Origin of the sequence: Sinobacterium caligoides (genome assembly GCF_003752585.1) — a bacterium.
Taxonomy (GTDB): Bacteria; Pseudomonadota; Gammaproteobacteria; order Pseudomonadales; family Sinobacteriaceae; genus Sinobacterium; species Sinobacterium caligoides.
Genome location: NZ_RKHR01000004.1, coordinates 584,400 through 607,910, shown reverse-complemented (window position 1 = coordinate 607,910; position 23,511 = coordinate 584,400). Strand labels below are relative to the sequence as shown.

16 protein-coding genes are annotated in these 23,511 nt (G+C 51.8%); 7 read left to right on the top strand and 9 right to left on the bottom strand.

Annotation, left to right across the window (positions count from 1 at the left end):
* Positions 1 to 32: 32 nt before the first annotated feature.
* From EDC56_RS09440 to EDC56_RS09400, 9 genes are all read right to left on the bottom strand, one after another.
* Complete coding sequence (locus tag EDC56_RS09440; protein WP_123712870.1) at positions 33 to 623, bottom strand: MarC family protein; 591 nt, start codon at positions 621 to 623, stop codon at positions 33 to 35.
* A gap of 269 nt (positions 624 to 892) precedes the next feature.
* Entirely contained in the window at positions 893 to 1,351 is a 459-nt protein-coding gene (locus EDC56_RS09435) for a hypothetical protein (RefSeq protein ID WP_123712270.1), read from the bottom strand.
* A 66-nt stretch (positions 1,352 to 1,417) separates the two neighbouring features.
* A complete protein-coding gene (locus EDC56_RS09430; RefSeq protein WP_123712269.1) occupies positions 1,418 to 4,213 on the bottom strand; it encodes a TonB-dependent receptor plug domain-containing protein in 2,796 nt (931 codons plus the stop codon).
* A 629-nt stretch (positions 4,214 to 4,842) separates the two neighbouring features.
* The gene (locus EDC56_RS09425; protein ID WP_123712268.1) at positions 4,843 to 5,433 is read right to left on the bottom strand and encodes a MarC family protein; all 591 of its coding nucleotides are present in this window, start codon (positions 5,431 to 5,433) and stop codon (positions 4,843 to 4,845) included.
* Between the two features lie 83 nt (positions 5,434 to 5,516).
* Complete coding sequence (locus tag EDC56_RS09420; protein WP_123712267.1) at positions 5,517 to 5,966, bottom strand: hypothetical protein; 450 nt, start codon at positions 5,964 to 5,966, stop codon at positions 5,517 to 5,519.
* Between the two features lie 66 nt (positions 5,967 to 6,032).
* Positions 6,033 to 8,900 (bottom strand): TonB-dependent receptor plug domain-containing protein, encoded by a 2,868-nt coding sequence (locus tag EDC56_RS09415; RefSeq protein WP_123712266.1) that lies wholly within the window; start codon positions 8,898 to 8,900, stop codon positions 6,033 to 6,035.
* 333 nt (positions 8,901 to 9,233) lie between these two features.
* A complete protein-coding gene (locus EDC56_RS09410; protein WP_123712265.1) occupies positions 9,234 to 12,224 on the bottom strand; it encodes a TonB-dependent receptor in 2,991 nt (996 codons plus the stop codon).
* Positions 12,225 to 12,327: 103 nt separating this feature from the next.
* The gene (locus EDC56_RS09405) at positions 12,328 to 13,380 is read right to left on the bottom strand and encodes a FecR family protein (protein WP_123712264.1); all 1,053 of its coding nucleotides are present in this window, start codon (positions 13,378 to 13,380) and stop codon (positions 12,328 to 12,330) included.
* A gap of 196 nt (positions 13,381 to 13,576) precedes the next feature.
* The gene (locus EDC56_RS09400) at positions 13,577 to 14,077 is read right to left on the bottom strand and encodes an RNA polymerase sigma factor (protein WP_123712263.1); all 501 of its coding nucleotides are present in this window, start codon (positions 14,075 to 14,077) and stop codon (positions 13,577 to 13,579) included.
* A gap of 331 nt (positions 14,078 to 14,408) precedes the next feature.
* On the opposite strand from EDC56_RS09400, the gene EDC56_RS09395 reads away from it, so the two are divergent.
* The 7 genes from EDC56_RS09395 to EDC56_RS09365 all read left to right on the top strand — a co-directional run bounded on the left by EDC56_RS09395 (position 14,409) and on the right by EDC56_RS09365 (position 23,421).
* Positions 14,409 to 16,220: a DUF885 domain-containing protein gene (locus tag EDC56_RS09395; RefSeq protein WP_123712262.1), complete on the top strand. Its 1,812-nt coding sequence runs from the start codon at positions 14,409 to 14,411 to the stop codon at positions 16,218 to 16,220.
* A gap of 214 nt (positions 16,221 to 16,434) precedes the next feature.
* A complete protein-coding gene (locus EDC56_RS09390) occupies positions 16,435 to 18,174 on the top strand; it encodes a peptide ABC transporter substrate-binding protein (protein WP_148059368.1) in 1,740 nt (579 codons plus the stop codon).
* Positions 18,175 to 18,177: 3 nt separating this feature from the next.
* Positions 18,178 to 19,110 carry an ABC transporter permease gene (locus EDC56_RS09385; RefSeq protein ID WP_123712260.1) on the top strand — a complete coding sequence of 311 codons (933 nt, stop codon included), beginning with the start codon at positions 18,178 to 18,180 and terminating at the stop codon, positions 19,108 to 19,110.
* Positions 19,110 to 20,516 (top strand): ABC transporter permease, encoded by a 1,407-nt coding sequence (locus tag EDC56_RS09380; RefSeq protein ID WP_123712259.1) that lies wholly within the window; start codon positions 19,110 to 19,112, stop codon positions 20,514 to 20,516. Before EDC56_RS09385 ends, EDC56_RS09380 begins: the two co-directional genes overlap by 1 nt.
* Positions 20,516 to 21,553 (top strand): ABC transporter ATP-binding protein, encoded by a 1,038-nt coding sequence (locus tag EDC56_RS09375; protein WP_123712258.1) that lies wholly within the window; start codon positions 20,516 to 20,518, stop codon positions 21,551 to 21,553. Before EDC56_RS09380 ends, EDC56_RS09375 begins: the two co-directional genes overlap by 1 nt.
* Positions 21,550 to 22,548 (top strand): ABC transporter ATP-binding protein, encoded by a 999-nt coding sequence (locus EDC56_RS09370; RefSeq protein WP_123712257.1) that lies wholly within the window; start codon positions 21,550 to 21,552, stop codon positions 22,546 to 22,548. Before EDC56_RS09375 ends, EDC56_RS09370 begins: the two co-directional genes overlap by 4 nt.
* 120 nt (positions 22,549 to 22,668) lie before the next feature.
* A complete protein-coding gene (locus EDC56_RS09365; RefSeq protein WP_123712256.1) occupies positions 22,669 to 23,421 on the top strand; it encodes a dienelactone hydrolase family protein in 753 nt (250 codons plus the stop codon).
* Positions 23,422 to 23,511: the final 90 nt, after the last annotated feature.

The following is a 23,511-nucleotide window of genomic DNA, read 5'->3' as shown; positions in this document are numbered from 1 at the left end:
GGCGCCATCTTGGCGCCCTTTTTTTTGGGCGGTTAGAGGCCGAGAAAGCTCTTCACCCCCTCTAGGCCCATCTGCACTGAGATCATCACTAAGATCATGCCCATCAAGCGTTCGATAGCGATCAGTCCGCGTTCCTGCAGTAGTCTATAGAAGAACGGTGAGAGCAAGAATACGATCGATGAGACCAGCCAGGCGCTGATCATCACGCCGCTCCAGACCCACATACTTTCATTTTCGTTATGGGTCATCAGCATCAAGATGGCGAGGGCTGAGGGACCGGCGACACAGGGCACGGCCAGCGGCACGATGAAGGGCTCGCCACCAATATTATGACTGCCCATGATGCCGCCTTCGCGGGGGAAGATCATCCGTAGGGCGATGAGGAATAGCACAATCGCGCCGCTGATCTGTACTGCCTGCTGATTGAGATTCAGGGCGTCGAGAAAATTGCTGCCGAAGAACAGGAAGCAGAGCATGATGCCGAGGGCAAAGAGCATCTCTCTGGCGATGATCTTGCTGCGACGTTTCTCGTCGACATCTTTTAATACGGAGAGAAAAACGGGGATATTTCCCAGCGGGTCCATGACGAATAATAGGGTGAAGAAAGCTGAGATGGGATCCATGGGTTTACCTGCTTGAAGCACATTAAAATCCGCCATAAAGACAGAAAATAGTTAATCTTAGGGGGGGGTGCAACTGCGTCAAACGACTTACAGACTATGCCCCGTTCGTTCAAAGGGGGGGTTAGTGAGTGGAATTAGTGACTCTTTTGATCGTTTACTAGAATCATTGAATGAGCTGTTGGGAATAACACAGGCTACCTATTGGTTCGGCTGTCCCGTGTAGCTGTCGAAGCGAGATATTGTGCTGTTCAGTGTTGCTGCCTCTAGTGCTAGTTGATACGTGTAAACTTTTCTTTTTTTGATGAGTTGCTCTTACTGAGGAAGAAAGAGTTCAAACTGCCTCTTTCAATAGATACTCTATCGCCAACTCGTAGTTTGAAATGACTAGTTGCCAGCTGCTTCCAAGTCTGTTGATTGCTTAGTGTGATTATTTGCTTGCCGTAGCTGGATTTCTGTACTTTTTCAACGGTGGCTATAATTTCATCTACTTTATCGCTGCTTTTTGACCAAGTCTCTTTACCAAACTCTTGTTTATGAAACGCTCTTTTTAGCTTACCTTGCTCTGCGTTAATTGATGAGGCTTTACCTAGTTCAAGCTTGTCAAAGCATCTTAATCTCTCGCTGTTGCTGGTGATCGATTGGCAGACCTGTAGCTTTGTTATCGTGTCAGCTTTTAACTGTGGTGAGCTTACTAGCAGCATGGATACAATGATCAATAGTCGGTGCATGATAGCTCCCCTTTTGGCTTATAAAACAGTTACAGCTTGCGCTGTAACTGTTCGTATATAGTCGGATTAGAAATTCATGCCGACTTTGAACCATGCGCGACGACCGATGGTGTCGTAGACGCCAGGAGCCGTGTGCATGTTAAAGCCACTGTGATATTGCGGAGGTGCAACATCAGTAACGTTATCTACACCAACACTGAGGTCAAGATTCTTGTAGCTGTAAGTTGCCACGAGGTCATGGTAAAGAACAGCTTCAGCAACAGCATCGGTGGTGATTGCAGCAGGGCGCAGCAGATCCTCCGATTTGTCCATCCAGCGCATCATCCATTGTACCGACCAGTCGTCGGAGACGAGGCCTATATTAGCGTTAATACGGAACTCGGGGAATACATCTGACGAACCAGCTGTACCAACATAATCGACGCTACCTAGGTCACCGAAGTCTTTCTTGTATTCGCGTAACCATGTTCCAGAAAGGCCAGCTTGCAGCGTATGAGCGCTAAGGAAGTTGATATCCATCGCGTAGTCGGTTGCAAAGTCGAGGCCAGAGGTGGTGAGCGTACCAAGGTTGGCCAGAGGTGAGGTCGCATCCTGAGTTACGCCCAATGTCTCTTTATTGCCAATGCCAGTGCCTTGAACCTTATCTGTAGCGAAGTTATTACAGGCGGGTGATGAGAAGTTCTCCGACTCAAGACAGGTGAGTGACATTGCGTTGATGTCGGGTTTCTCGATGTATGAATCGATTTCAATGTCGAAATAGTCAACGCTGAAGCGGAGGTTTTCGATCGCCGCAGGAGTCCAGACTAAGCCAAAGGTGAAAGTTTTAGATTCCTCTGGTCCTAGCTTGCCAGTTGATGCTGTTTGAGCATATTCTGGCTGATACTGATAGCCTGTTTCATACATGCCACCGTATCCGAGGGAGGCGCAGTTAGCCTTGGCTGTATCGCTGATGTCGTTACGTAGATCGGTGAACTCACACCAGTTTTCTACGATTGGATTGTCGACCGTTTGGCTGAGTAATTCGACAGTATTGGGTGCGCGGAAACCCGTCGATAGCACTGTACGTGCACGGAAGTCATCGTTGAACATCCAGTCGACAGCAGCACGGTATGAAGTGTTGCTACCGGCGCTCGTGTCATATTTCGAGTGTCGTACTGAGGCCTCTAGGTTTACTTGCTGTGCCAGTGGTAGGTCCGAAATTAACGGCAGCAACAGTTCGCCATAGTATTCCTTAACGTTCTGCTCGCCACTCAATGGTGCGACGGAACCGCCAGTTGTGAGGCCGCCAGCGGAGAATTCATCGGGCTTGATCTCTGCAAAATCGGTACGTTTCTCGGCACCGATGGCCCAGCCGATATCACCGGCAGGTAAACCAGGCAGGTCACCGTTAACGTTAAAAGCTAACTGCTCCATGCGGGTGTGGTACTGATCTTTCAGTGAATTCGCTAACAGATAGTCCATCTGTTGGCCGGTAATTGAGCCAAAATCATCGAAAGGATTTAAGACGCCTGCTGCTGCGCAGTTTGCGTCGGCGGCACACTTCTGAGGGTCGACTGCGGTGGCCCAACGGTCATAACGGTGTGAGCCTTTGTATTCCTTAATCTCACTGTTATCGGCAAGTACGTAGTTAGCATCCCAGTTGATACCATTATCTAGCTCACCATTAAAGCCGAGGTTCATGCGGTAGGTGTCGACACTTTGGTTAGAGACACGGCCGTCAGACTCAACGAACCGACGACGCACTGTGACGTCCTCGTCAAAAGGGTTGTAAGGGTTCGCTTCAGGTACGAAGTTGCTAGCCTTGTCAGCATAAGACCCTTTGCCAAATGATGCGTCAGGGGCTAGGCGTTGATGAGAGGTGCGCTTGGTATAGCTCAATTCGGCATGGGCATTAACTTGGCCGACGAGACTGTCGCTAAATAGCTCATGATCGCCAGCCGCGCTGATCTGCCAGCGTTCATTGGGCGTTAACAGTGCGTTAACCGGGGCATAGTTATAGGTGTCTGTGGCAGGGTTGAATGGACGTACACTTCCTGTCTTAGCGTCGACAACATATGCACCGCCACTTACAGGGAGAATTGTGCGGCTGTTAGATGACCCTTGTTTTTCGTCAACGAAGCGGCCTGTATCAGGATCACGTATTGCCCAGGTTGAGTACTCACCCCACTTGCGATCTGCTTGAATGATTTCTTCTTGCTTGTGGTATTCCAAGCCAAGGACCATGCCGCCTTGGTCATTTGAGGTGCCCATCAAGAATGAGAGGTCTTTGTTCTTACCGTCCCAGCCATCGGTGCCAGCACCGCCACCACCGGTGAGTTTGACGCCGTCGAAGCGCTTGCGCAGGATGACATTGACGACACCGGCAATTGCATCAGAGCCGTAGGCGGTTGAGGCACCGTCCTTAAGAACTTCTATTCTCTCAACCATGCCCATTGGTATGGTGTTTAAGTCGACGGCCCCTAAGTCGTTTGGGCCACCAACAAAGCTGCTGACTTGACGACGGCCATTAATCAATACAAGCGTACGCTTGTAACCGAGGCCGCGTAGGTTGACCATCTTGCCGCCGCTGCCGCCGTTATTGGTGCTGCTGCCTAAATTTGAGCCTGTGAACTCCGGTGTTTTCATCAGGAATTCATCAATGCTTGAGGCATTGGAATTTTCTAAGTCAGTGGCGTCGTATACGGCCATTGGGCTGGAGGAGGCGAACTCATCTCTTGAGATGCGAGAGCCAGTAATAACGACCTCCTCCATTGTTTTTTCTTCTTGCGCGTTAGCTACATGCATCGGCAGGGTTGCGCCAGCGATAAATGCGCCACTCAAGGCGAGTTTAATGGCACGCACCAGGGGTCTTTGTGCAGTCATCCGTAGGTCCTCTAATTTTTTTTGGTCGTTTCTTAAAATTCTGAGCGTATTATTATTTAGCTCTTACCAATACAGACGCGGCCAGCATTATTGCCCTCAAAAAAAAGTTCCACTCTGTTTTGAATTTTCTTCGTAGTTATTTTTGCGGGTTTTATTCGAGGGCTTTAGGACGGGGGTTGTAGGCATTACTACGTAACTATTACCTTTGTTTAATGAATAAAGTGTAATGCGTAAGACCATCTTTGTTAGTGTTTTGTTCGCCTACTTTTAACCTTTGGGAGAGCGCCAAGATCGTCTTTGTTCGGCATTTGGCTCTATTATTTTCTTATTTTCAAGCTTCTTCTGTCGGTCTATAAGCAGACCCCATGCTCTACTTCTCGCTAGTTTTTTTAATGGCAAACTATGTTAGCTGCGGTAGTTGGCGGCACAAACGGGTCATTTAGGGGGATTAACTTCGTGGCAACAGCTATTTTTTGTTGCCACTGCGGGAGAGGTTCGAGGTTGAGTGCAGTCGTCTTTGTTGTCTATAACAATATAGGTCTGTATTTTTTGCCTAACGAATTTAGTTTATGTCGCCTTGATTGTTCTGGATGCGCCTAACGATCTTGCGGAATCTTTTAGTCGTCGATTTAGATGCTGAGAAAACTTTTCAGCCCTTCAAGGCCCATCTGTACAGAGATCATCACCAGAATCATACCCATTAAGCGTTCGATGGCGATGAGGCCACGCTCCTGTAATAGCCTATAAAAGAAGGGTGACAGTAGAAAGACGAAGGATGAGACCAGCCAGGCGCTGATCATCACGCCGCTCCAGACCCACATGCTTTCATTTTCGTTATGGGTCATCAACATCAGGATGGCGAGAGCAGAGGGACCGGCGACACAGGGAATCGCTAATGGCACGATGAAGGGCTCGCCACCAATATTGTGGCTACCCATGATGCCGCCTTCTTGCGGGAAGATCATCCGCAGGGCAATCAGAAACAAGACAATTGCACCGCTAATTTGTACCGCTTGCTGGTCGAGGTTCAGGGCGCCGAGAAAATGGCTACCGAAGAACAGGAAGCAAAGCATGATGCAGAGGGCAAACAGCATCTCACGGGCGATGATTTTCATTCGCCGCTTCTCGTCAACATCTTTCAGCACGGAGAGGAAGACAGGAATATTACCCAGTGGGTCCATCACAAATAACAGGGTAAAGAAGGCTGAGATGGGATCCATGGGCGTTACCTATTATATATAGCGGGTAAAAAAAAGCCTGTCAGTGTGACAGGCAAAGAATGACTTTGTCGACAGTGTCGATATCAATGAACACGTATAAACTTTTCTTTCTTTGATGAGCTATCTTTGCTGAGGAAAAAGGCGTTTAAGCTACCTCTCTCTATGGTAATCTTGTCGCCAACTCGTAATTTGAAGTTGCTTTTTGCCTGCTGCTTCCAGGTTTGTTGGTTGCTCAGGCTGATGATTTGTTTGCCATAGTTGGATTTCTTGACGGCTTCAATTGTCGCTGTGATTTGTGTGATCTTGTCATTATCTTTTGACCAGGTTTCTTTTCCGAAATCCTGCTTCTGAAGTTCTGTTTTGAGGTTCTGCTGTTCTGTGTTTTTTGGGCTTGCTGCTATTGCGTCATAGCAATCTAGTCTCTCGCTGTCGTTGGCGATGGTTTGACAGATTTGTAGCCTTGTTGTCGTGTCGGCAACGAGCTGCTGCGAAGTCATTAGAGCTATGGATATAGCGAGCAATAATCGATGCATGGTATTCACCGTTTAGTTGTTGGTGACCGTTACAGCTTGCGCTGTAACGGTGTACGGAGCTTATTATTAGAAGTTCATCCCTACCTTGAACCAAGCGCGACGACCTATGGTGTCGTAAACACCCGGGGCCGTGTGCATGGCGAAGCCACTGTGATACTGCGGAGGCGCAACATCCGTGAGGTTGTCGACGCCGACGCTTAGGTCAAGGTTCTTGTAGCTGTAAGACGCGACTAGATCGTGGTAAAGAACAGCTTCAGCAACCGCATCGGTCGTGATTGAGGCGGGACGATAGAGGTCTTTCGACTCATCCATCCAACGCATCATCCACTGCACCGACCAATCATCTGAGATGAGACCTACACTAGTATTGATACGGAACTCAGGGAAAACATCCTGTGGGCCTGCAGTACCAACATAGTCGATGCTACCAAGCTCGCCAAAGTCTTTCTTATACTCGTGTAACCAGGTGCCCGCGAGACCGAATTGCAGAGAGTGCGCCGAAATGAAGTTTACATCCATGGCATAATCGGCTGCAAAGTCGAGCCCTGAGGTGGTTAGTAAGCCTAAGTTACCTAACGGTGTTGTGGCCATCTGAGTGACCCCAACATCGGCGTCATCAATACCGGTCGCGGGAGCGCCACCGTAGGCTGAGTAGAATTTGCTACAGGCGGGTGCAGAGAAGTTTTCCGACTCAAGACAGGTTAGCGACATTGCATTGATATCGGGTAGCTCGATATATGAATCGATTTCGATATTAAAATAGTCAACGCTTAGGCGTAAGTTTTCAACTGCCTCCGGTGTCCAGACTAGGCCGAAGGTAAAGGTTTTTGACTCTTCCGGTCCAAGGTTATTGACGGCCTCTTGTTGCTCGATGCTTGGCTGATATTGGAAACCCTGCTGATACATGCCATCGTAGCCAAGGGCGGCACAGTTAGCTTTGGCTGTGTCGCTGATATCGTTACGAAGATCGGTGAATTCACACCAGTTTTCTGCGACGGGAAAGCCAACAGCTTGGGTAAGTAACTCAACAGTGTTGGGGGCGCGGAAGCCGGTAGACAGTACTGTACGGGCACGTAAGTCTTCGTTGAACATCCAGTCTAGACCGAGGCGGTACGATGTATTGTCACCTGCACTAGTGTCGTATCTTGAGTGTCGAACAGAGGCTTCTAAGTTCACCTGTTGCGCTAGGGGGAGATCAGAAACAAGGGGTATTAATAATTCACCGTAGAACTCTTTAACATTTTGCTCGCCTTTGAGCGCGTCGATTGCGCCGCCTGTAGTAAGACCGCCGGCAGAGAATTCATCCGGCTTAATTTCGGCAGAGTCGGTCCGCTTCTCGGCACCAGCTGCCCAGCCGATATCGCCAGCGGGTAGTCCAGGCATTTCGCCGTTGATGTTGAAGGCGAGCTGCTCCATACGAGTGTCATACTGATCTTTGAGTGAGCCAGCTGTTAGGTAGGCCATCTGCTCGCTGCTGATGGAACCGTAATCACCGAAGGGGTTTAAGACGCCAGCTGCTGCGCAGGCTGCGTCAGCTGCACACTTGTCGGGGTCGACGGCAGTGGCCCAGCGATCAAAGCGATGATAGCCCTGAGTTTCATAGATCTCACTATTGTCTGCAAAGACATAATTGACGTCCCAGTTGATGCCGTTATCTAGTTCACCATCAAAACCGAGATTCATACGGAAGGTATCAACGTTCTGGTTAAAAACTCGCCCACCTGATTCGACAAACCGGCGGTTAATTTGTACATCTTCACCGCTGACGCCCCAAGGGTTGCTGGCGTTATCGCCAAACGGGTTGTAAGGGTTTGATGCGGGTACGAACTCATTGGGGTTACCATCGTAATCAGTAACACTAAAAGAGGCGTCTGGGGCCAATCGTTGATGAGAGGTACGCTTAGTGTAGGAGAGTTCGGCGTGAGTGTTAATTTGACCGATGATGCTATCTGAAAATAGTTCGTGATCACCAGCGGCACTCATCTGCCAGCGCTCATTGGGAGTCATCAGGGCGTTGACGGGGGCATAGTTATAGGTATCAGATCCGGTGAAAGCGCGTGCTTGTCCGGTACCCGCGTCGACAATGTATTTGCTACCTTGCAAGGAAGGATCTTGGGCGACGATTTGTGCGGCTGCATCTTTGCCGACACTAATTTTTCGGCTATTGGATGAGCCTTGATTTTCGTCTATAAACTGCCCCGCTTCATTGCGAACAGCCCAGGTGGCGTTTTTACCCCATTTACGAGCCTCTTGAATGATCTCCTCTTGCTTGTGATATTCAAGACCAAAGACGATGCCGCCTTGATCGCTAGAAGTACCCATTAAGAAAGATAGATCTTTGTTCTTACCGTCCCAGTCTTCGGTGCCAGCACCGCTGCCGCCAGTTAATTTCACGCCATCAAAACGTTTGCGTAGAATAATATTTACAACACCAGCGATAGCATCCGAACCATAGGCTGTTGATGCGCCATCTTTAAGAACTTCTACTCTTTCGACCATGCCCATAGGAATGGTGTTTAGGTCGACGGCACCGAGGTCGCTAGCGCCACCAACAAAGCTGCTGACTTGGCGGCGGCCATTGATCAAAATCAGGGTGCGCTTGTAGCCGAGTCCCCGTAGGTTGACCATCTTGCCGCCGCTTCCTCCATTATTGGTGCTGCCGCCCAAGTTGGAGCCTGTAAACTCTGGCGTTTTCATTAGGAACTCATCAATGCTAGAGGCATTGGAGTTTGCTAGGTCGTTGGCATCGTAGACGGCCATCGGGCTGGAGGAGGAGAATTCGTCTCGCGAGATACGAGAGCCGGTAATAACAACTTCTTCGATGGCTTGTTCTTCTTGTGCGTTAGCCATGTGCATGGGCAAGGTGGCGCCGGTGATAAAGGCGCTGCTTAAGGCAAGCTTAACTGCGCGCACCAGGGGTCTTTGTGCAATCATCCGTAGGTCCTCTAGAGGTCTTTTTTTTGGTCATTTTATTAAATTATGAGCTTATTATTTTGTAGCTCTTATCTATTAGACGTAGGCCTTTAGATTGCCCTCAAAAGAAAGTTAAATTAATTTAACAAATGATTGTTTAAGGACTTCTAGAATCTTAATGCTTTAGAACGGCATTTATATTGTAAGTATGTGAATATAAATATTATTCATCATAAATATTACTCATGATTCATGTGACTGATTTTATTTTTTAGGGTAGATGATTTTTTTTCAGTTCGAAAGACTAAAAAGCGGGTGGGGGAAGTACAGTTAGAACGTTATTAATTTTATTGACTAGAACCGCTGAGTGGCACTCAGATAGAAGTATCTACCCTTAAGATTGTGGGTGCGTGCGTCGATATTATCGTTTAGCGCTGAGGCGATGAGGGGGGGCTTCTCATCGAATAGGTTGTCGACACCTGCGAGCAGCTTTAAGCCAGCCAGGACCGGCAAGGTGTAGCTGAGCTGGAGGTTGTGGGTGGTCCAGGCTTCTATCTCGCGCTCTGTTTCACCGTCGGGGTGCAGCTCCGTCATGTGACCAACATAGTTCAGGGTGTAATTGGCCTGCCAGGCAAGGTGTTGCCAGCTGGCGCCTATTCTCCCCTTCCATTTGGGCAGGGCGCCGAGGCCGTTGGTGGCGTCGTCGACGAAGCTGCCGGCGATATTTCGGCTTTGGCTGTTGGCGAAAAGCTGGCGCTCAAAACGGTGGATATGTGAGGCATCTAGGTTGATCGCGAAGTTACCGAGAGATGTCTCAGGCCAGCGGTAGCGGGTGCTGATATCGAGGCCGGACACATCGCGGCTGCCGGCGTTATTGTAACGAGCGATGATCTGTTTTATGTCGCCATTCTCGTCGCGTTGCACTAGCTCATTAAAGGCCCCGGTCTCGGCGTTACTGTAGGCGATATACATGGCGTTGGCGTCGACGACATCGCGTTGCTTGATGTGGTAGAGGTCGACGGCAGCCTGTAGTCCACTCAGGTAGGTGGGGGTGTAGACCACGCCGAAGGTGTAGCTGGTCGATGTCTCCGGTTTGAGTTGTGGGTTGCCACCGAACAGCGCGAGAAACTGCTTGCGACTGCCGTCGGCCTGCTGTTGGCAGCCCGGCAGGCGACCGACGTTCGCTGCCTCGGCGCAGGGGTCGGTAAACGACACGTAGTCTTGGCTGTCAATTTGATGCATTTGTTTCAGTGAGGGGGCGCGAAAACCTTTCGAGTAGGTGCTGCGCAATAACCAGCTGGGATTGATGCGTGCTTTAAGGCCTAGCTTCGGCGTAGTGGTGGCGCCGAAGTCGCTGTAGTAAGAGTGGCGGGCAGCGGTCTGTAGCTCGAGGCTTTGTAGGCCGAGCTGGTGTCTTAATATTGGCAGGTTGGCTTCGACATAGAACTCTTGGATAGTGCGCTGGCCTTTGGCGCCGACGAAGTTATTACCGCCTATGACGCCGCCTCGACTACTCAGCGGGTCAGCCGTTTTATCGATGGCTTCGTTGCGCAGCTCAGCTCCCGCTGCCACGTCGACGGTGCCCGCGGGCAGCTTAAACCAAGGCCCAGAAAGGTTGACTGTTAGACTATCGATTTTACTGGAGCCTTCACTGCGAGCGGTTGTTCTCAGGTAGTCGGACTCAGCCCTAGAGAGGCTGCCAGCAGGTCCTAGCAGGTTAACTGGAATGCAGTCGCCAGTGCACTGTGCTGCCGAGCCTAGGCCTCTGCGCAGGCGCTCGCCATCGACGAGATTGTGGAATTGCTGTTCGGCGTCGGAGCGGCTCCAGCTGTACCCGGCATCCCACAGCCAGCTGCCGTTCTGTCCCCTGAGCCCGGTGCTGAACCGTTTGCTGATCTCTCTGTCGTATTGTTGGCGAGGCCCTAGCTCGGTCATGCGACGGCGCACATCGTCGAGCTCTTCGCCGAAGATGTTATAGGGGTTGTCGGCGGCGACGACCGTACGCTGGGTTTCAAACTTGGTGAATATCGGTGTCGGCGCCAGTTGATTTTCGCTCTCGGTGCTGTCGTAGCCAAGCTCGATAAAGGCAGTGAGCTGATCGCTGAGGTCGAGCTGCATGTGGCTGTAGAGACTCTGCTGCTGGCGCGGCCGATAGGCGCTGGTCTGCTCGCTATAGTTGTATAGGTCTTCTGTTTCGGCGAGGCGGTAGCCAGCCAAATTGTTGGCGTTGCCGACGTTGTTGGCGGTAACTACTCGACCGTCGCTCAGTTTGATGCGCGCAGCGGGGGTGGCCGCGGAGCGTTGGTCACTACCGCCCCAGGAGCGACCATCGCTGTTTGCGGCATAGTCTCGATCGCTGCTCATGATGCCCTGCTGATCGAATAGCGAGGCAGAAAAAACGATGGAGCCACGGTCGAAGTTCTTGCCCCATAGTAGCTCGGTGTTCAGTGTCTGCAGGTCGTTTTGGCCTGTTTGACCGCCGTAGGTGCTGATCTCTAGGCCATCGAACTGCTCGCGTAGCACGATATTGACGACGCCGGCGATGGCGTCGGCACCATAGATTGCTGAGGCGCCGTCTTTTAATACCTCAATGCGTTCAATGGCGGCGTTAGGGATGGTGTTGAGGTTGACGGAGTCGCCGTCGAGACCGTTGTTGGCGACTCGGCGGCCGTTGACTAACACCAGTGTGTTGTTGGCTGGTAGGCCGCGTAAAGTGACGTTGGCACTGGCGTCACCGCCGTTGGTGACGGCACTGCTGCTGGGCTTGCCGGTGACTGCCGGCAACGATCTTAGTTGTGCCGAGACGGTCGGTGTGCCGATCAGGTTGAGTTCGCTGCGGTCGAGGATGTCGACGGGGTTGTAGCCTTCAAAATCGGAGCGGCGAATGCGTGAGCCGGTGACATAGTTGCCGTAAACATAGATGTTTTCCAGGGGCTGAGGGGCGTTACGGCGGTTATCGACGACCTCCTCAGCCTTGTTGGCAGCCTCGGTGATAACGATAAAGCGTGACTCGACCACCTCGTAGGCCAGCTCGCTGTTGGTGAGAAGGGTGGTGAGGGCGTCCGCGAGGGAGATTGTTCCGGTAAGCTCTGGTGAGAACTTATCTACCACCATCTCCGGTGCAAAGATGATGGGTAGGCCCGCTTGTTTGCCGAGCTCGATCAGCGCCTGGTTGAGTGGTAAGGGGCTCAGTTTGAAGGCGATCTTTTTAACTGTTTCGGCGTGGCAGGTGCTGCTGTCCAGCGTCAGCAGTAGGTTGCTGGCGAAGACCCAGGGTAGAAACTTTATGCAATGCATCGCTTGACGCATGCGTTGGTATGAAGATAAAGAAGTCATCGACATCATGGGGCGATGCCGGCTCGAGAGTGACGGTGAAGTAGCGTCGCTTAAGCCTGGCGCCGCTCCTTCGCAACCGTTATTTAATTATAGTACGGTCAGTTTACGCCTATTATGGGGCAGGATTCAATACCGTGCTGCCATCATCTTGTTTCTCGGCGCGGAGCGACAGGCTGCGCTCGAGGGCGCTGATTAAGGTTTTGGTGTCGTTGTTAGTGAAGAGCCCGGAGACGCGAAGCGATGCCAGCTGTTCACTGCCGAGGATGATCGGGTGACGGCTGTAGCGGTTGGCTTCACTAACGACATCGGCGAGTGGAGTGTTATCGAAGACCATCTCACCTTTCAGCCAGCTGGTGCTGAGCGCGGCATCGATCTTCTCCGGCAGGGTGACGCCGATGACGGGGTCGGTGTGTACTTGTTCGCCGACAACAACGTTCTGTTGGCTGGTTCTGCCTTCACTATCGATGTGGCGGGAGACCTGAACGATGCCTTCGGTGACGGTGACCGTCCCTTCGTCACCGCTACAGCGTACGCTGAATTCGGTGCCAACGGCCATGGCTTCGCTGGCGCAGGAGCTGACGATAAATGGGCGCTCAGCGTCTTTGGCGACGTCGAAATAGGCTTCGCCTTGCACGAGGTTGATGTCGCGACGACCCGCTGTTAGACGTACTTCGACGCGGCTGTTGGTGTTGAGCTCGATACGTGAGCCATCGGCAAGATCGATACTCTTGAGTTGGCCCACAGCAGAGGCGTAATGTTGTACGTTATCGTCGTCGGCGGTGCGCAGCTGTTGATTGACAAAAAAGCCTAGCATCAAGGCGGAGGCGGCGACGGCGAGACCGAGGCGGCGGTTGCGTCGTGACCTTGCCGGCTGTTCGCTGCGCGCAGGCATAGAGGGGCCTGCATCATTACTGGCTGCCGTGGGTAGTGCCTCTGCGGGTGTCGACTGTCTGGGCTGTTCGTCTAAAAACTTGACCAGACCCATTGTCTGCCAGAGCGCTACGGTCTGGTCGTAGGCTGCCTGGTGCTGTTCGCTCTGCTGTAACCACAGGCTGAACTGCTGCAAGTCCTGCTCGCTGACCTGTTGTGATTGCAGGCGTGCGACCCAGGCCTCGGCGGCCTCAAGGTATTGCTCTGCAATCTGCTCGTTATCTTGCTTATCCATCTTTCTCTCTCGCCGATAGGGCGCGTTAGCGCGCTCTACCCATTAACACGGATGATGCCGCGAGTCCCTCAAATATAGTTAACAATAATCCTATGTTTGAGCATCAAGCTTGTTGGCGGACTTCTATTCCTAGTTTAGTGCTATGTAATTGTAACAGTTTTTGTCTGACAGTCACCCTATCCAATTTCTGTTACCGTTAGATTGCAGCCTGCCGGCAATGTTTGAGTGCTTGAATGATAAGCTTCTCGACGCTACTGACAGAAGTGTTCATCTCTTCGGCGATCTGTGCGTAGCTTAAGCCGGATTTTCGATGTAATAGGAAGGCTTGGCGGGCCTTGACTGACATGCCGTTCATTGCCTGCTCGACTCGTTGCAGTTGTTGTTGGGCGCTGATGAGTTGTTCTGGCGAGGTGTCGTGGTATTTACTCTCGTCATGCATCTCCGAGCTAATATATTTGTCGTGTACATCACGACGACGGATCTGATCGATAGCCATGTTGCCCGCCATGCGGTACATGAAGGCTTTGGCGTCATCGAGTTCGTTGGCGTGCTCTAGGTTGTGCAGCTTGAGAAAGGTTTCCTGGGCAACCTCGGCGGCGTCTTCGGCGTTATTGAGTTTGCGTGTCAAAAAACGTTCGAGAGCGGTGCCGTGTTGCTGAATCAGGTGTTCCAGCCACTTCATATTTGCTTTTGTCATCGAGCCGTGAGTTATAACCTTAGCTAGTTTAGGGGGAGCCAAAGAATTCTAGTTTCTTAAACGGTCCGGTTAGTCGAGTGAAATATAACACAATGGGCGCAATAATAGCGTATTGGCTGGGGTGCTGTCATCAGAGCGTAATGTTTGTCGATGCTTTGCAGTAATGAGAGCTGCTGTGGTTGCTGGCTAGCAAGTACTCGCCTTTGCCTTGAGTTCGTGTTTTTTCGCAGGACTTTGGCGGCTGAAAGCTTCGCTCTGTCTGTGTTTATCTTGAGGGGGGGGTGCGTTCAATCGTTGTAGTAGCAATACAACAATAAGGGATCTATGAACGATGAAGTCTAATTACCCCCCGATGATTTTTGCTATCGGCCTAGTCATCGCTGGACTGTTCTCAGCGGGTTGTCAGCTATTACCCGGGCAGAGTCACTCCGAGCGAGCGGCTGAGCAATTACACAGCCTTTTTGCCGACTATGATGCGGCGGAGCTTGAGTTGGATCCGTTAGCGGCGACGTTTCGTGGTGATAATAGCTTTAACGACCGTTTGGCGATCGACATCAGTGAGGAGTATGCGCGTAGCCATTATGAGCTGCAAAAAAAGTCGTTGGCCGCGCTGCTGGCGATTAATCCAGCGGTGCTTAGTGAGCAAGACCACACCAGCTATGCGCTGTTTCGTTACAAGATGAATATGTCGCTGCGGGAGTACGACGAGGGATTTGTTCAAGAGGAGCAAATGCTGCCTTTTAGTCAGTTTTTTAGCTTTCCCGGCATGATCGCGCAGTTAGGCAGTGGTGAGAGTGCTCAACCTTTTGACACGGTGAAAGATTATGACAACTGGCGGCAGCGTGCCGATCGTTTTCCAGTTTGGGTTGATCAGGCTATTGCTAATATGCGCCGTGGTATCGAGGTGGGTGTCGTGCAGCCACGCATTATCGTCGATAAGATGTTGCCGCAGCTGGCACCGTTTGTTGCTGGCGATGTCGACAAGAGCCTTTTCTATCAGCCTATTGTCAATATGCCCGAGACGTTTGCCGAGGCAGACCGGAAACGTTTAACAGTAGAGTACCGGCAGATGATCACCACGACGTTGCAGCCTACATATAAGAAGCTGTATGAGTTTGTGCGTGACGAGTATCGCCCAAACAGTCGAGAGAGTATTGGTTATTCCGCACTGCCTAACGGCGATGCCTGGTACCGTTTCCTGATTGCAGATTACACCACAACGGATATGACGGCGGAGCAGATTCATCAGCTGGGTAAGCGCGAGGTAAAACGCCTGTTTGCGGAGATGGAAAAAGTGAAGCAGCAGGTGGGTTTTGAGGGGGATATGCAGGCCTTCTTCCACTACGTGCGCACCGACCCGCAATTCTACTACCAGACACGAGAAGAGCTGCTCAATAGTTACAGAGACTTGAAGGCGGTGTTAGAGCCGAGATTAGAGGATCTGTTCGAGCATATCCCGAAGGCGGGCTATGAGGTGAAGCCCGTTGAGTCGTTCCAAGAAAAGTCGGCAGCAGCAGCGAGCTACATGTCGCCATCAGCTGACGGCTCGCGCCCCGGTGTTTTCTATGTGAATACTTACGATTTACCGTCGCGGCCCAACTTTGAGCGTGAAGCGTTGTCGTTGCATGAGGCTGAGCCCGGGCACCATTTTCAGATCAGTATCGCCATGGAGCAGGGTGAGCTGCCTGCCTTTCGCCGCTGGGGGCACTACACCGCCTATACCGAAGGCTGGGCGCTCTATGCGGAATCCTTGGGTGATGAGCTAGGATTATATACCGACCCTTATCAGTACTTCGGCTCGCTCTATCTGTCTATCTGGCGTGCTAACCGTTTGGTTGTAGATACCGGTATCCATCACTATGGCTGGACGCGTCAACAGGCGATCGACTGGATGATGACCTATGCGCCGGTGTCGAAGACCGATGCGGTGGCGGAAGTGGAACGCTATATTGTACTGCCCGGTCAGGCACTGTCTTATATGATCGGAGCGATGACCATTGAGCGTCTGCGTGACGAGGCGCAAGAGGCGCTGGGAGATAAGTTTGATATTCGTGCCTTCCACAGCCAGATATTGAACGATGGTGCTCTGCCGTTGCCGATGCTGGAGCATAAGGTTAGGCGTTGGGTTGAGCGACAGCGTTAATCGTGTGAGGTGTTGTGGTTTTATTGTGCCGTTTGCGCTCAAGGAGAGAGCGCATTTAGAGCTTTCTTACGGCTCGGTAATATTGTTTTTTTCGCTTTCTCTCTAGTCGATCTACAGTCTATGATGGCGTTGTGGATCGACGGCACCGATAAAATAAAACTTGAGGGGTCTGCCTGTTCGGTCGTGTTAAATAAGTAGCTAGGTGGGAATAGTTGTGCTTAAACAACAGTCACCGACAATAACAATTATTGATGAGTTATACCTTATGTTGTGGAAGACATTACCCTTACGGTTGCAGCGGCCTGGGCGGCTGCGGGCGCTGGTCGGACGATCTGCGCTGGCGTCACTGTTCAGCTTGGCGATACTTTTGGCCCCTTCTCAGGCAAGCGCTCAGGGCGCTGTCAATGAAAAGACACAAACACTGACATTGGCATTAACTTCAGAGCCCCCCTCGGCGAGTACGCTATTGGGAACGGATCAAGTGAGTTTTTGGCTGATCGATCATATAACCGAAGGGTTGATGGGCTACGACAAAAATAACGCATTGACTGGTGCTATCGCAAAGCGTTGGGAGTTGCGCGACGATGGCGCTACTTTCTGGTTGCGTAAAGACGCCAAGTGGAGCGATGGTAGCCCGGTGACGGCGCACGACTTCGTCTTCGCTTGGCGAGAGGTATTAAAGCCCGCGACGGCATCGGAATACGCCTTCATTCTCTATCCGATTAAGAATGCCGAGGCGGTGAACAAGGGTGAATTGAGCAGTGATCAGTTGGGTGTGCGTGCGGTGGGCGACTATCGCCTAGAGGTGACGTTTACTCAGCCCTGTGCTTACTTCCTCGACTTAACCGCTTTCATCAGTTATCGCCCGGTAAAAGAAGAGTTTTTTAAACAGTACGGCCGTGCTTACGCCTCAGACCCTGACAAGATGCTCTATAACGGCCCGTTCGTGTTAACCAAGTGGGTGCACGGCGCTTCACTCAATATGAAAAAGAACGAGCATTATTGGAATAAAGAGGTCGTAAAGCTACAGGAAATCGATGTCCCCTACATCACCTCCGATACCTCTGCGCTGTATAACTTATTTAAGGATGGTGAAATTGCCATGAAGGTGGTGCCCGGTATCGGTCCGGATACCATTAAGAAGGCGTTGGCTGATCACCTGCCGATGAGAAAGTTTAATGACGGCAGCAACTTTTATATGGAGTTTAATCATCGTCCAGATCGCCTGACCAGTAACCGCAATCTGCGTAAGGCGATACAGCTGGTGTTTGATCAGCAACTGTTTACTAATAAGGTCGTTGCGAGCCCAGGCAACAAGCCCTCTTACAGCCTGTTTCCCGACTGGGTTCGAGGCGCCGAACAGCCTCTTTATAAAGAATACCCGCCGAAGTTTCCTGCTAATGACGAAAAGCTCGCTCGTGAGTACTTGGAAAAGGCCAAGCAGGAACTGGGTTTAGAGCAGATTCCGCCGCTTATTTTGTTGTCGACAGATTCCCCTGGTGCTAATAAGCAATCAGAGTACGTGCAGAGCTTACTCAAGCGTACCTTGGGCTTGGATATTAAGATTGATAAACAGATCTTCAAGCAGCGTCTCGCCAAGATGGGCACCGGTGAGTTTGATCTGGTGGGCTCAGGTTGGGGGCCAGACTTTAATGATGCGATGACCTTCGCGGAGCTGTTTGCCTCCTGGAATAAGAATAATCGTGGACGCTACAGTAACCCAGAATATGACCGGTTGGTTAGATTGGCGCAGTCGACAACCGACCCAAAAACCCGCGCGCATGCCTTTGGTGAATTACAGCAGTTGTTGATCGACGACGCGGCGATCATTAATCAGTACCAGCGTGGCTATGTTTACCTGCAGAATACCCACCTCAGAGGTGTGGTGAGACGAATATTTGGCGGCGACCCGGTCTTTAAATACGCCTATATTGAAGAAGAGCAGGAGAAGTAGCCGATGCTGAAATATACACTGAAACGCCTGTTTTCAGGCCTCGTGACGATCTGGTTTATCGCCACGGTGACCTTCTTTGGCATGCATGCCGTACCCGGTGATCCGTTGATGGGAGATAAGGCCGTCAGCCCGGAAATACGCGCAAACCTTGAGGCGCGTTACGGCCTCGATAAGCCTTTGTTGAAGCAGTATCAGATCTTCCTGACCAATATGGCGCAGGGCGACTTTGGTATCTCTTTTACCCAGGAAAATCGCAAGGTTAACGATATTATCAAGGAGCATTTTTCTGTTTCTGCGATGCTAGGGCTGTTGGCGGTGATCTTTGCCACCATCGGTGGTGTGGTGTTTGGCGCTATCACTGCGCTGTATCGTAATCGTTGGCCGGATTATGTGACGATGTTTGTCGTGGTGCTCTGCGTCTCGGTGCCAAGTTTTGTCTTTGCCGCCTTTGGCCAGCTGGGCATCATGCATTTCAATGATTTGTTCGGGACTCGCATCCCTATTGCCGGTTGGGGAACAATTGGTCATATGATCGTGCCGTCGCTGGTGCTCGGTTTGGGCACGATGGCCTACTTAACCCGATTAATGCGCTCCTCGATGTTGGAGGTGACCGGGGCTGATTATATTCGTACTGCGCGAGCCAAGGGCTTGTCGATGCAGCGGATCTTCTGGCGTCATCAGTTACGTAATGCCATTTTGCCTGTCGTGACCGTACTAGGCCCCGCTATCGCCGCGATTACCACCGGTGGCTTCGTGGTTGAGCTGGTCTTTGCCATCCCAGGTCTTGGCCGCTACTTTGTACAGGCGGTACAGCAGCTCGATTACACCGTGATCATGGGGACGACAGTCTTCTATGGGGCCTTCTTGGTCTTGATGGTGATTCTGGTAGATATTCTCTACGGTTTTATTGATCCGCGCATACAGGTGGCAAAATAATGGCTTTTGTAAATAGTAGTAAAGATTTAACGGCCGCCGATTTTGCCCCGCTATTGCAACGCGATAGTGGCCACGAGGTGGTGCGTCCTTCACTGTCTTACTGGCAGGATGCCTGGCGTCGCTTGATCGCCAATCGCAGTGCGGCAGTGTCGTTGTGGGTTGTCATTGGCTTGATGGTGTTCACATTGGCAGGCCCTAGTCTGATAGGGGTTGACCCCTCGAGCCAAGACTTGAGTCAGATCTCCCGTGGACCTAGCTGGCAGCCTAAGGCCGAGCTGGTCAATGACACCGTTGCTTATACACCGGTGGTTGCCGTACCTAGAGGGTCGCCGCAACCCGGTGTTGCCCCCACCGGTTTTACATTGATCAAGCCCGCCAATACTGAGTCGATACAGCTGCAGTGGCAGCCTGTCGCCGGCAGTGAAGGCTATGCCATCTATCGTCACGAGTATCAGCCGCACGGACGCCATGATTTAGGTGTACCGTTAGCCGAGGTTGCAGGTGCTGAGAATGTCAGTTACCTCGATGGTTTGAAACTTGAGTCTATTCGTTACTACTACTCGGTAGTGGCGATCTTTGATGGTGTAGAAGCAGAGAAATACACCACGTTAGCGGTCGATGTTGAGCAGGCGATTACCTATGCAGATGCGGTGCGTTACGGTTTGATCGAGCCAGGCGATACCTCGGCCATCGGCACTGAAATTACGATGCACAGTCACTTGTTAGGCACGGATTATCTCGGGCGTGATATGTTGGTTCGGCTGATGGTAGGGGCGCAGACCTCACTCTTTATCGGCGTTATTTCTCCACTATTGTTTGTTGGTCTCGGCCTCGTCTACGGTGGTATCGCCGGCTATGTCGGTGGTAAAACGGATGAAGTGATGATGCGCTTCGTCGATTTCGTTATTGCCCTGCCATTCCTACTCTTCATGATTTTGTTCAAGGTCGGCTTTGGTATCGGCCCAGGTGAGAGCGGTATTATGCCGATGCTCATCGCCTTGGTTCTACTCAGTTGGCCGAGCACGGCGCGTCTGGTACGTGGCCAGGTACTACAGATTCGTGAGGAGCCCTATGTGCAGGCGGCGATGCTCATGGGCGCGCGCCCCAGCTACCTCATCTTCCGCCATATGTTGCCGAATGTGATGGGGGTATTATTGGTGTCGTTAACTTTTGCCATTCCCTCGGCGATTTTCACCGAGGCCTTCCTGTCATTCATCGGCATGGGCGTATCGCCACCAACACCTTCTTGGGGGTCGATGTGTAATGACGGTATGCGCACCATGCTGACCCACCCGCATGAGTTATTATTCCCAGCGGCGATAATTGGTATTACTGTGATGGCGTTTAACCTACTCGGTGACGGTCTGCGCGATGCCTTGGATGTTAAAATGAGAGGGCAAAAGTAATGAGCGAAGTCATTCTAGAGGTCGATAACTTACAAGTCGATTTTGCTACCCACGGCGGTACCGTGCATGCGGTACGCGGTGTGAGCTACCAGGTGGAAGCGGGCAAGACGCTTGCCGTGGTCGGCGAGTCCGGCAGTGGTAAGTCTGTCACCGTACAGGCCATTATGGGGCTGATTGAGACGCCACCGGGACGCATTGTCGGGGGCTCGGCCAAACTTTGTGGTCAGGAATTGATTGGCCTATCAACGGCAGAGCTGAACAAGCTGCGCGGCAACAAGATGGCGATGATCTTTCAGGATCCGATGACCAGCCTGAACCCCACGACCAAGGTCGGTGTGCAGATTGCCGAATCGCTGCGTGTACATCGTGGCATGGGTAAACAAGAGGCGTTGCAAGAGGCGATACGCCTGTTGGAGCGGACCCATATCCCCGAGGCAAAGCAGCGGGCCAATCAGTACCCGTTCGAGTTTTCCGGCGGTATGCTACAGCGAGTGATGATTGCGATGAGTCTGGCCTGTAAGCCGACGTTATTGATCGCCGACGAGCCGACGACGGCACTGGATGTCACTATTCAGAATCAGGTGTTGGAGCTGATGCGCGAGATTCAGCGTGATGAGGGGATGGCGATTGTATTGATCACCCATGACCTCGGTGTTGTGGCGCGCATGGCCGATGATGTGGCGGTGATGTATGCCGGACAGATCGTTGAGAGTGGTTCAGTGGACGATGTCTTCTATAAACCATCACACCCTTACACCGTTGGCCTGCAGCGTTCGATGCCGGCGATGGAGCAGAGCGATGATGTGCCGTTGATGGCGATCGAGGGCTCACCGCCAGACATGTTTAAACCGCCTGCCGGCTGTGGTTATTGTGCTCGCTGTCCACACGCGATGAGTGTCTGTGCCACGGACCTACCGCCGGTTTTCTCGGTGGCAGAGCGACATCAGTCACGCTGTTGGTTGCAGCATGAGAATGCCCCAGATAATGATTATAAGAGTGCCCAGCGAGACGAGACAGCGGTAGAGGTAGCGCCATGAATCAGCAAGCAGAAAAGTTAGCAACGACTGAGCAGCGAGAGGTCATCCTCGAGACCCGGGCGCTGGAGACACATTTTAATATCGGTGGCGGCCGCATGGTACATGCCGTCGATGGAATGGATATTGAGATCTATAAGGGTGAAGTCGTCGGCTTGGTCGGTGAGAGTGGTTCTGGTAAGTCGACTCTCGGTAAGACCCTCGTCGGTTTGACGCCTAAGACTGCCGGTGAGGCGCTATTCCAGGGGCAGATGCTGCCGGCAAAATATACCGGCAATGATTACAAGCGCTTCTCGCAACAGATACAGATGATCTTTCAGGATCCCTATACCTCTCTCAATCCGCGAATGACCATCTTCGATATCATTCGTGAGCCGCTGATGCTACAGGGTGAAGGGCGTAGAGATATTGCCAAGGATCGAGAGTTGGTCGCCAGCTGGCTGGAGAAGGTTGGTTTGAAGGCCGATCATATGTCGCGTTATCCACACGAGTTCTCCGGTGGACAGCGACAGCGTGTCGGTATCGCCAGAGCATTGATCGTTGAGCCTGAGTTTGTCGTCTGTGACGAGCCAATCTCTGCACTCGATGTGTCGGTGCAGGCACAGGTGGTGAATCTGTTGGGCGAGTTGAAAGACTCAATGGATCTCACCTTGCTGTTCATTGCCCACGACCTATCGATGGTTCGCTATATCTCCGATCGTATTATTGTCATGTACATGGGGGCGATGGTGGAAGAGGGACCGGCGGACGAGTTGTTCTTTAATCCGCAGCACCCGTATACCCAGTTGTTGGTGTCCTCGAATCCGGTGGCGGACCCGAAGCGTGAGCGCGAGTTTGAGCACGACGCTATTATCGGTGAGGTCAGTTCGCCGATTAACGTCAAGCCGGGCTGTCGTTTTGCCAAGCGTTGCCCGAAGGTGATGCCTCAGTGTGAGGATCAGACGCCAACGTTAGTGGCAGTGGATAATCGCCGCATTGCCTGTCACTTGTTTGACTGATCTATTACTTGAGTGAGTCGGATGCGTTTTATTTCTGATTGTCGAGTAAAACGCTGGCCGATCTAAGTAAAATATCGCTATGCTACGGCATCTCGAGCAATGCGATATAGGTAGACCATCATGCAAGACTTCAATTATAGCGTCGACGGCCAGCTCTTTAAGGGTAAGCTGGTACTGCCGGAAGAGAGTTACTCGAGGGGCGCGCCAGCGGTACTGGTGTTTCACGATTGGAGTGGCTGTAATAGCATGGCGACGGACTATGCGGCAGCTATCGCAGAACTTGGTTTTGCCGGTATCGCGGTAGATCTCTACGGTGACGGAAAAGTAGCAGACACTGAACAGGATAAACTCGCATTAATGCAGCCGCTTGTCGATGATCGTGCCCGCCTGCTGTCGATCAGCGAGGCGGCGATTAGCGCTGCCAAGGCGTTGAACTGTATCGATGCCGATAATATCGTTGCGATTGGCTTCTGTTTTGGAGGCATGACGGTGTTAGACGTGGCTCGCAGCGGCGCGACGCTACAGGGGGTGGCGAGTTTTCACGGCGCGCTCAACGCCAGTGCGGCGGTGCCGGCGACAGAGATCAAAGCTCCTATTTTAGTGCTACATGGTGATCGTGATACTCAGGTCCCCTTCGAAGATGTCGCCAGCTTACGGGATGAGCTGAATACAGTGAATGCTGATTGGCAGCTGACGGTCTACGCACAGGCTTATCACGCCTTTATGAACCCGGAGGCCGATGATGAGGAAAATGGATTCCTCTACAGTGAAGCGGTGGCGAGCAAGGCTTGGGAGGCGCTGCAGTTATTTTTACTCGATGCGTTTGTAACCAGCTGTGGCCCCGAGTGTGGACACGATCACCACATCCACTAACTCCCCATCGTTTTAATTTTATCGTTGTCGCCTGTTTGCGCGTGCTTGCAAGATATAGAAAAGCCCTCGACGGCAGTGCCGTGAGGGCTT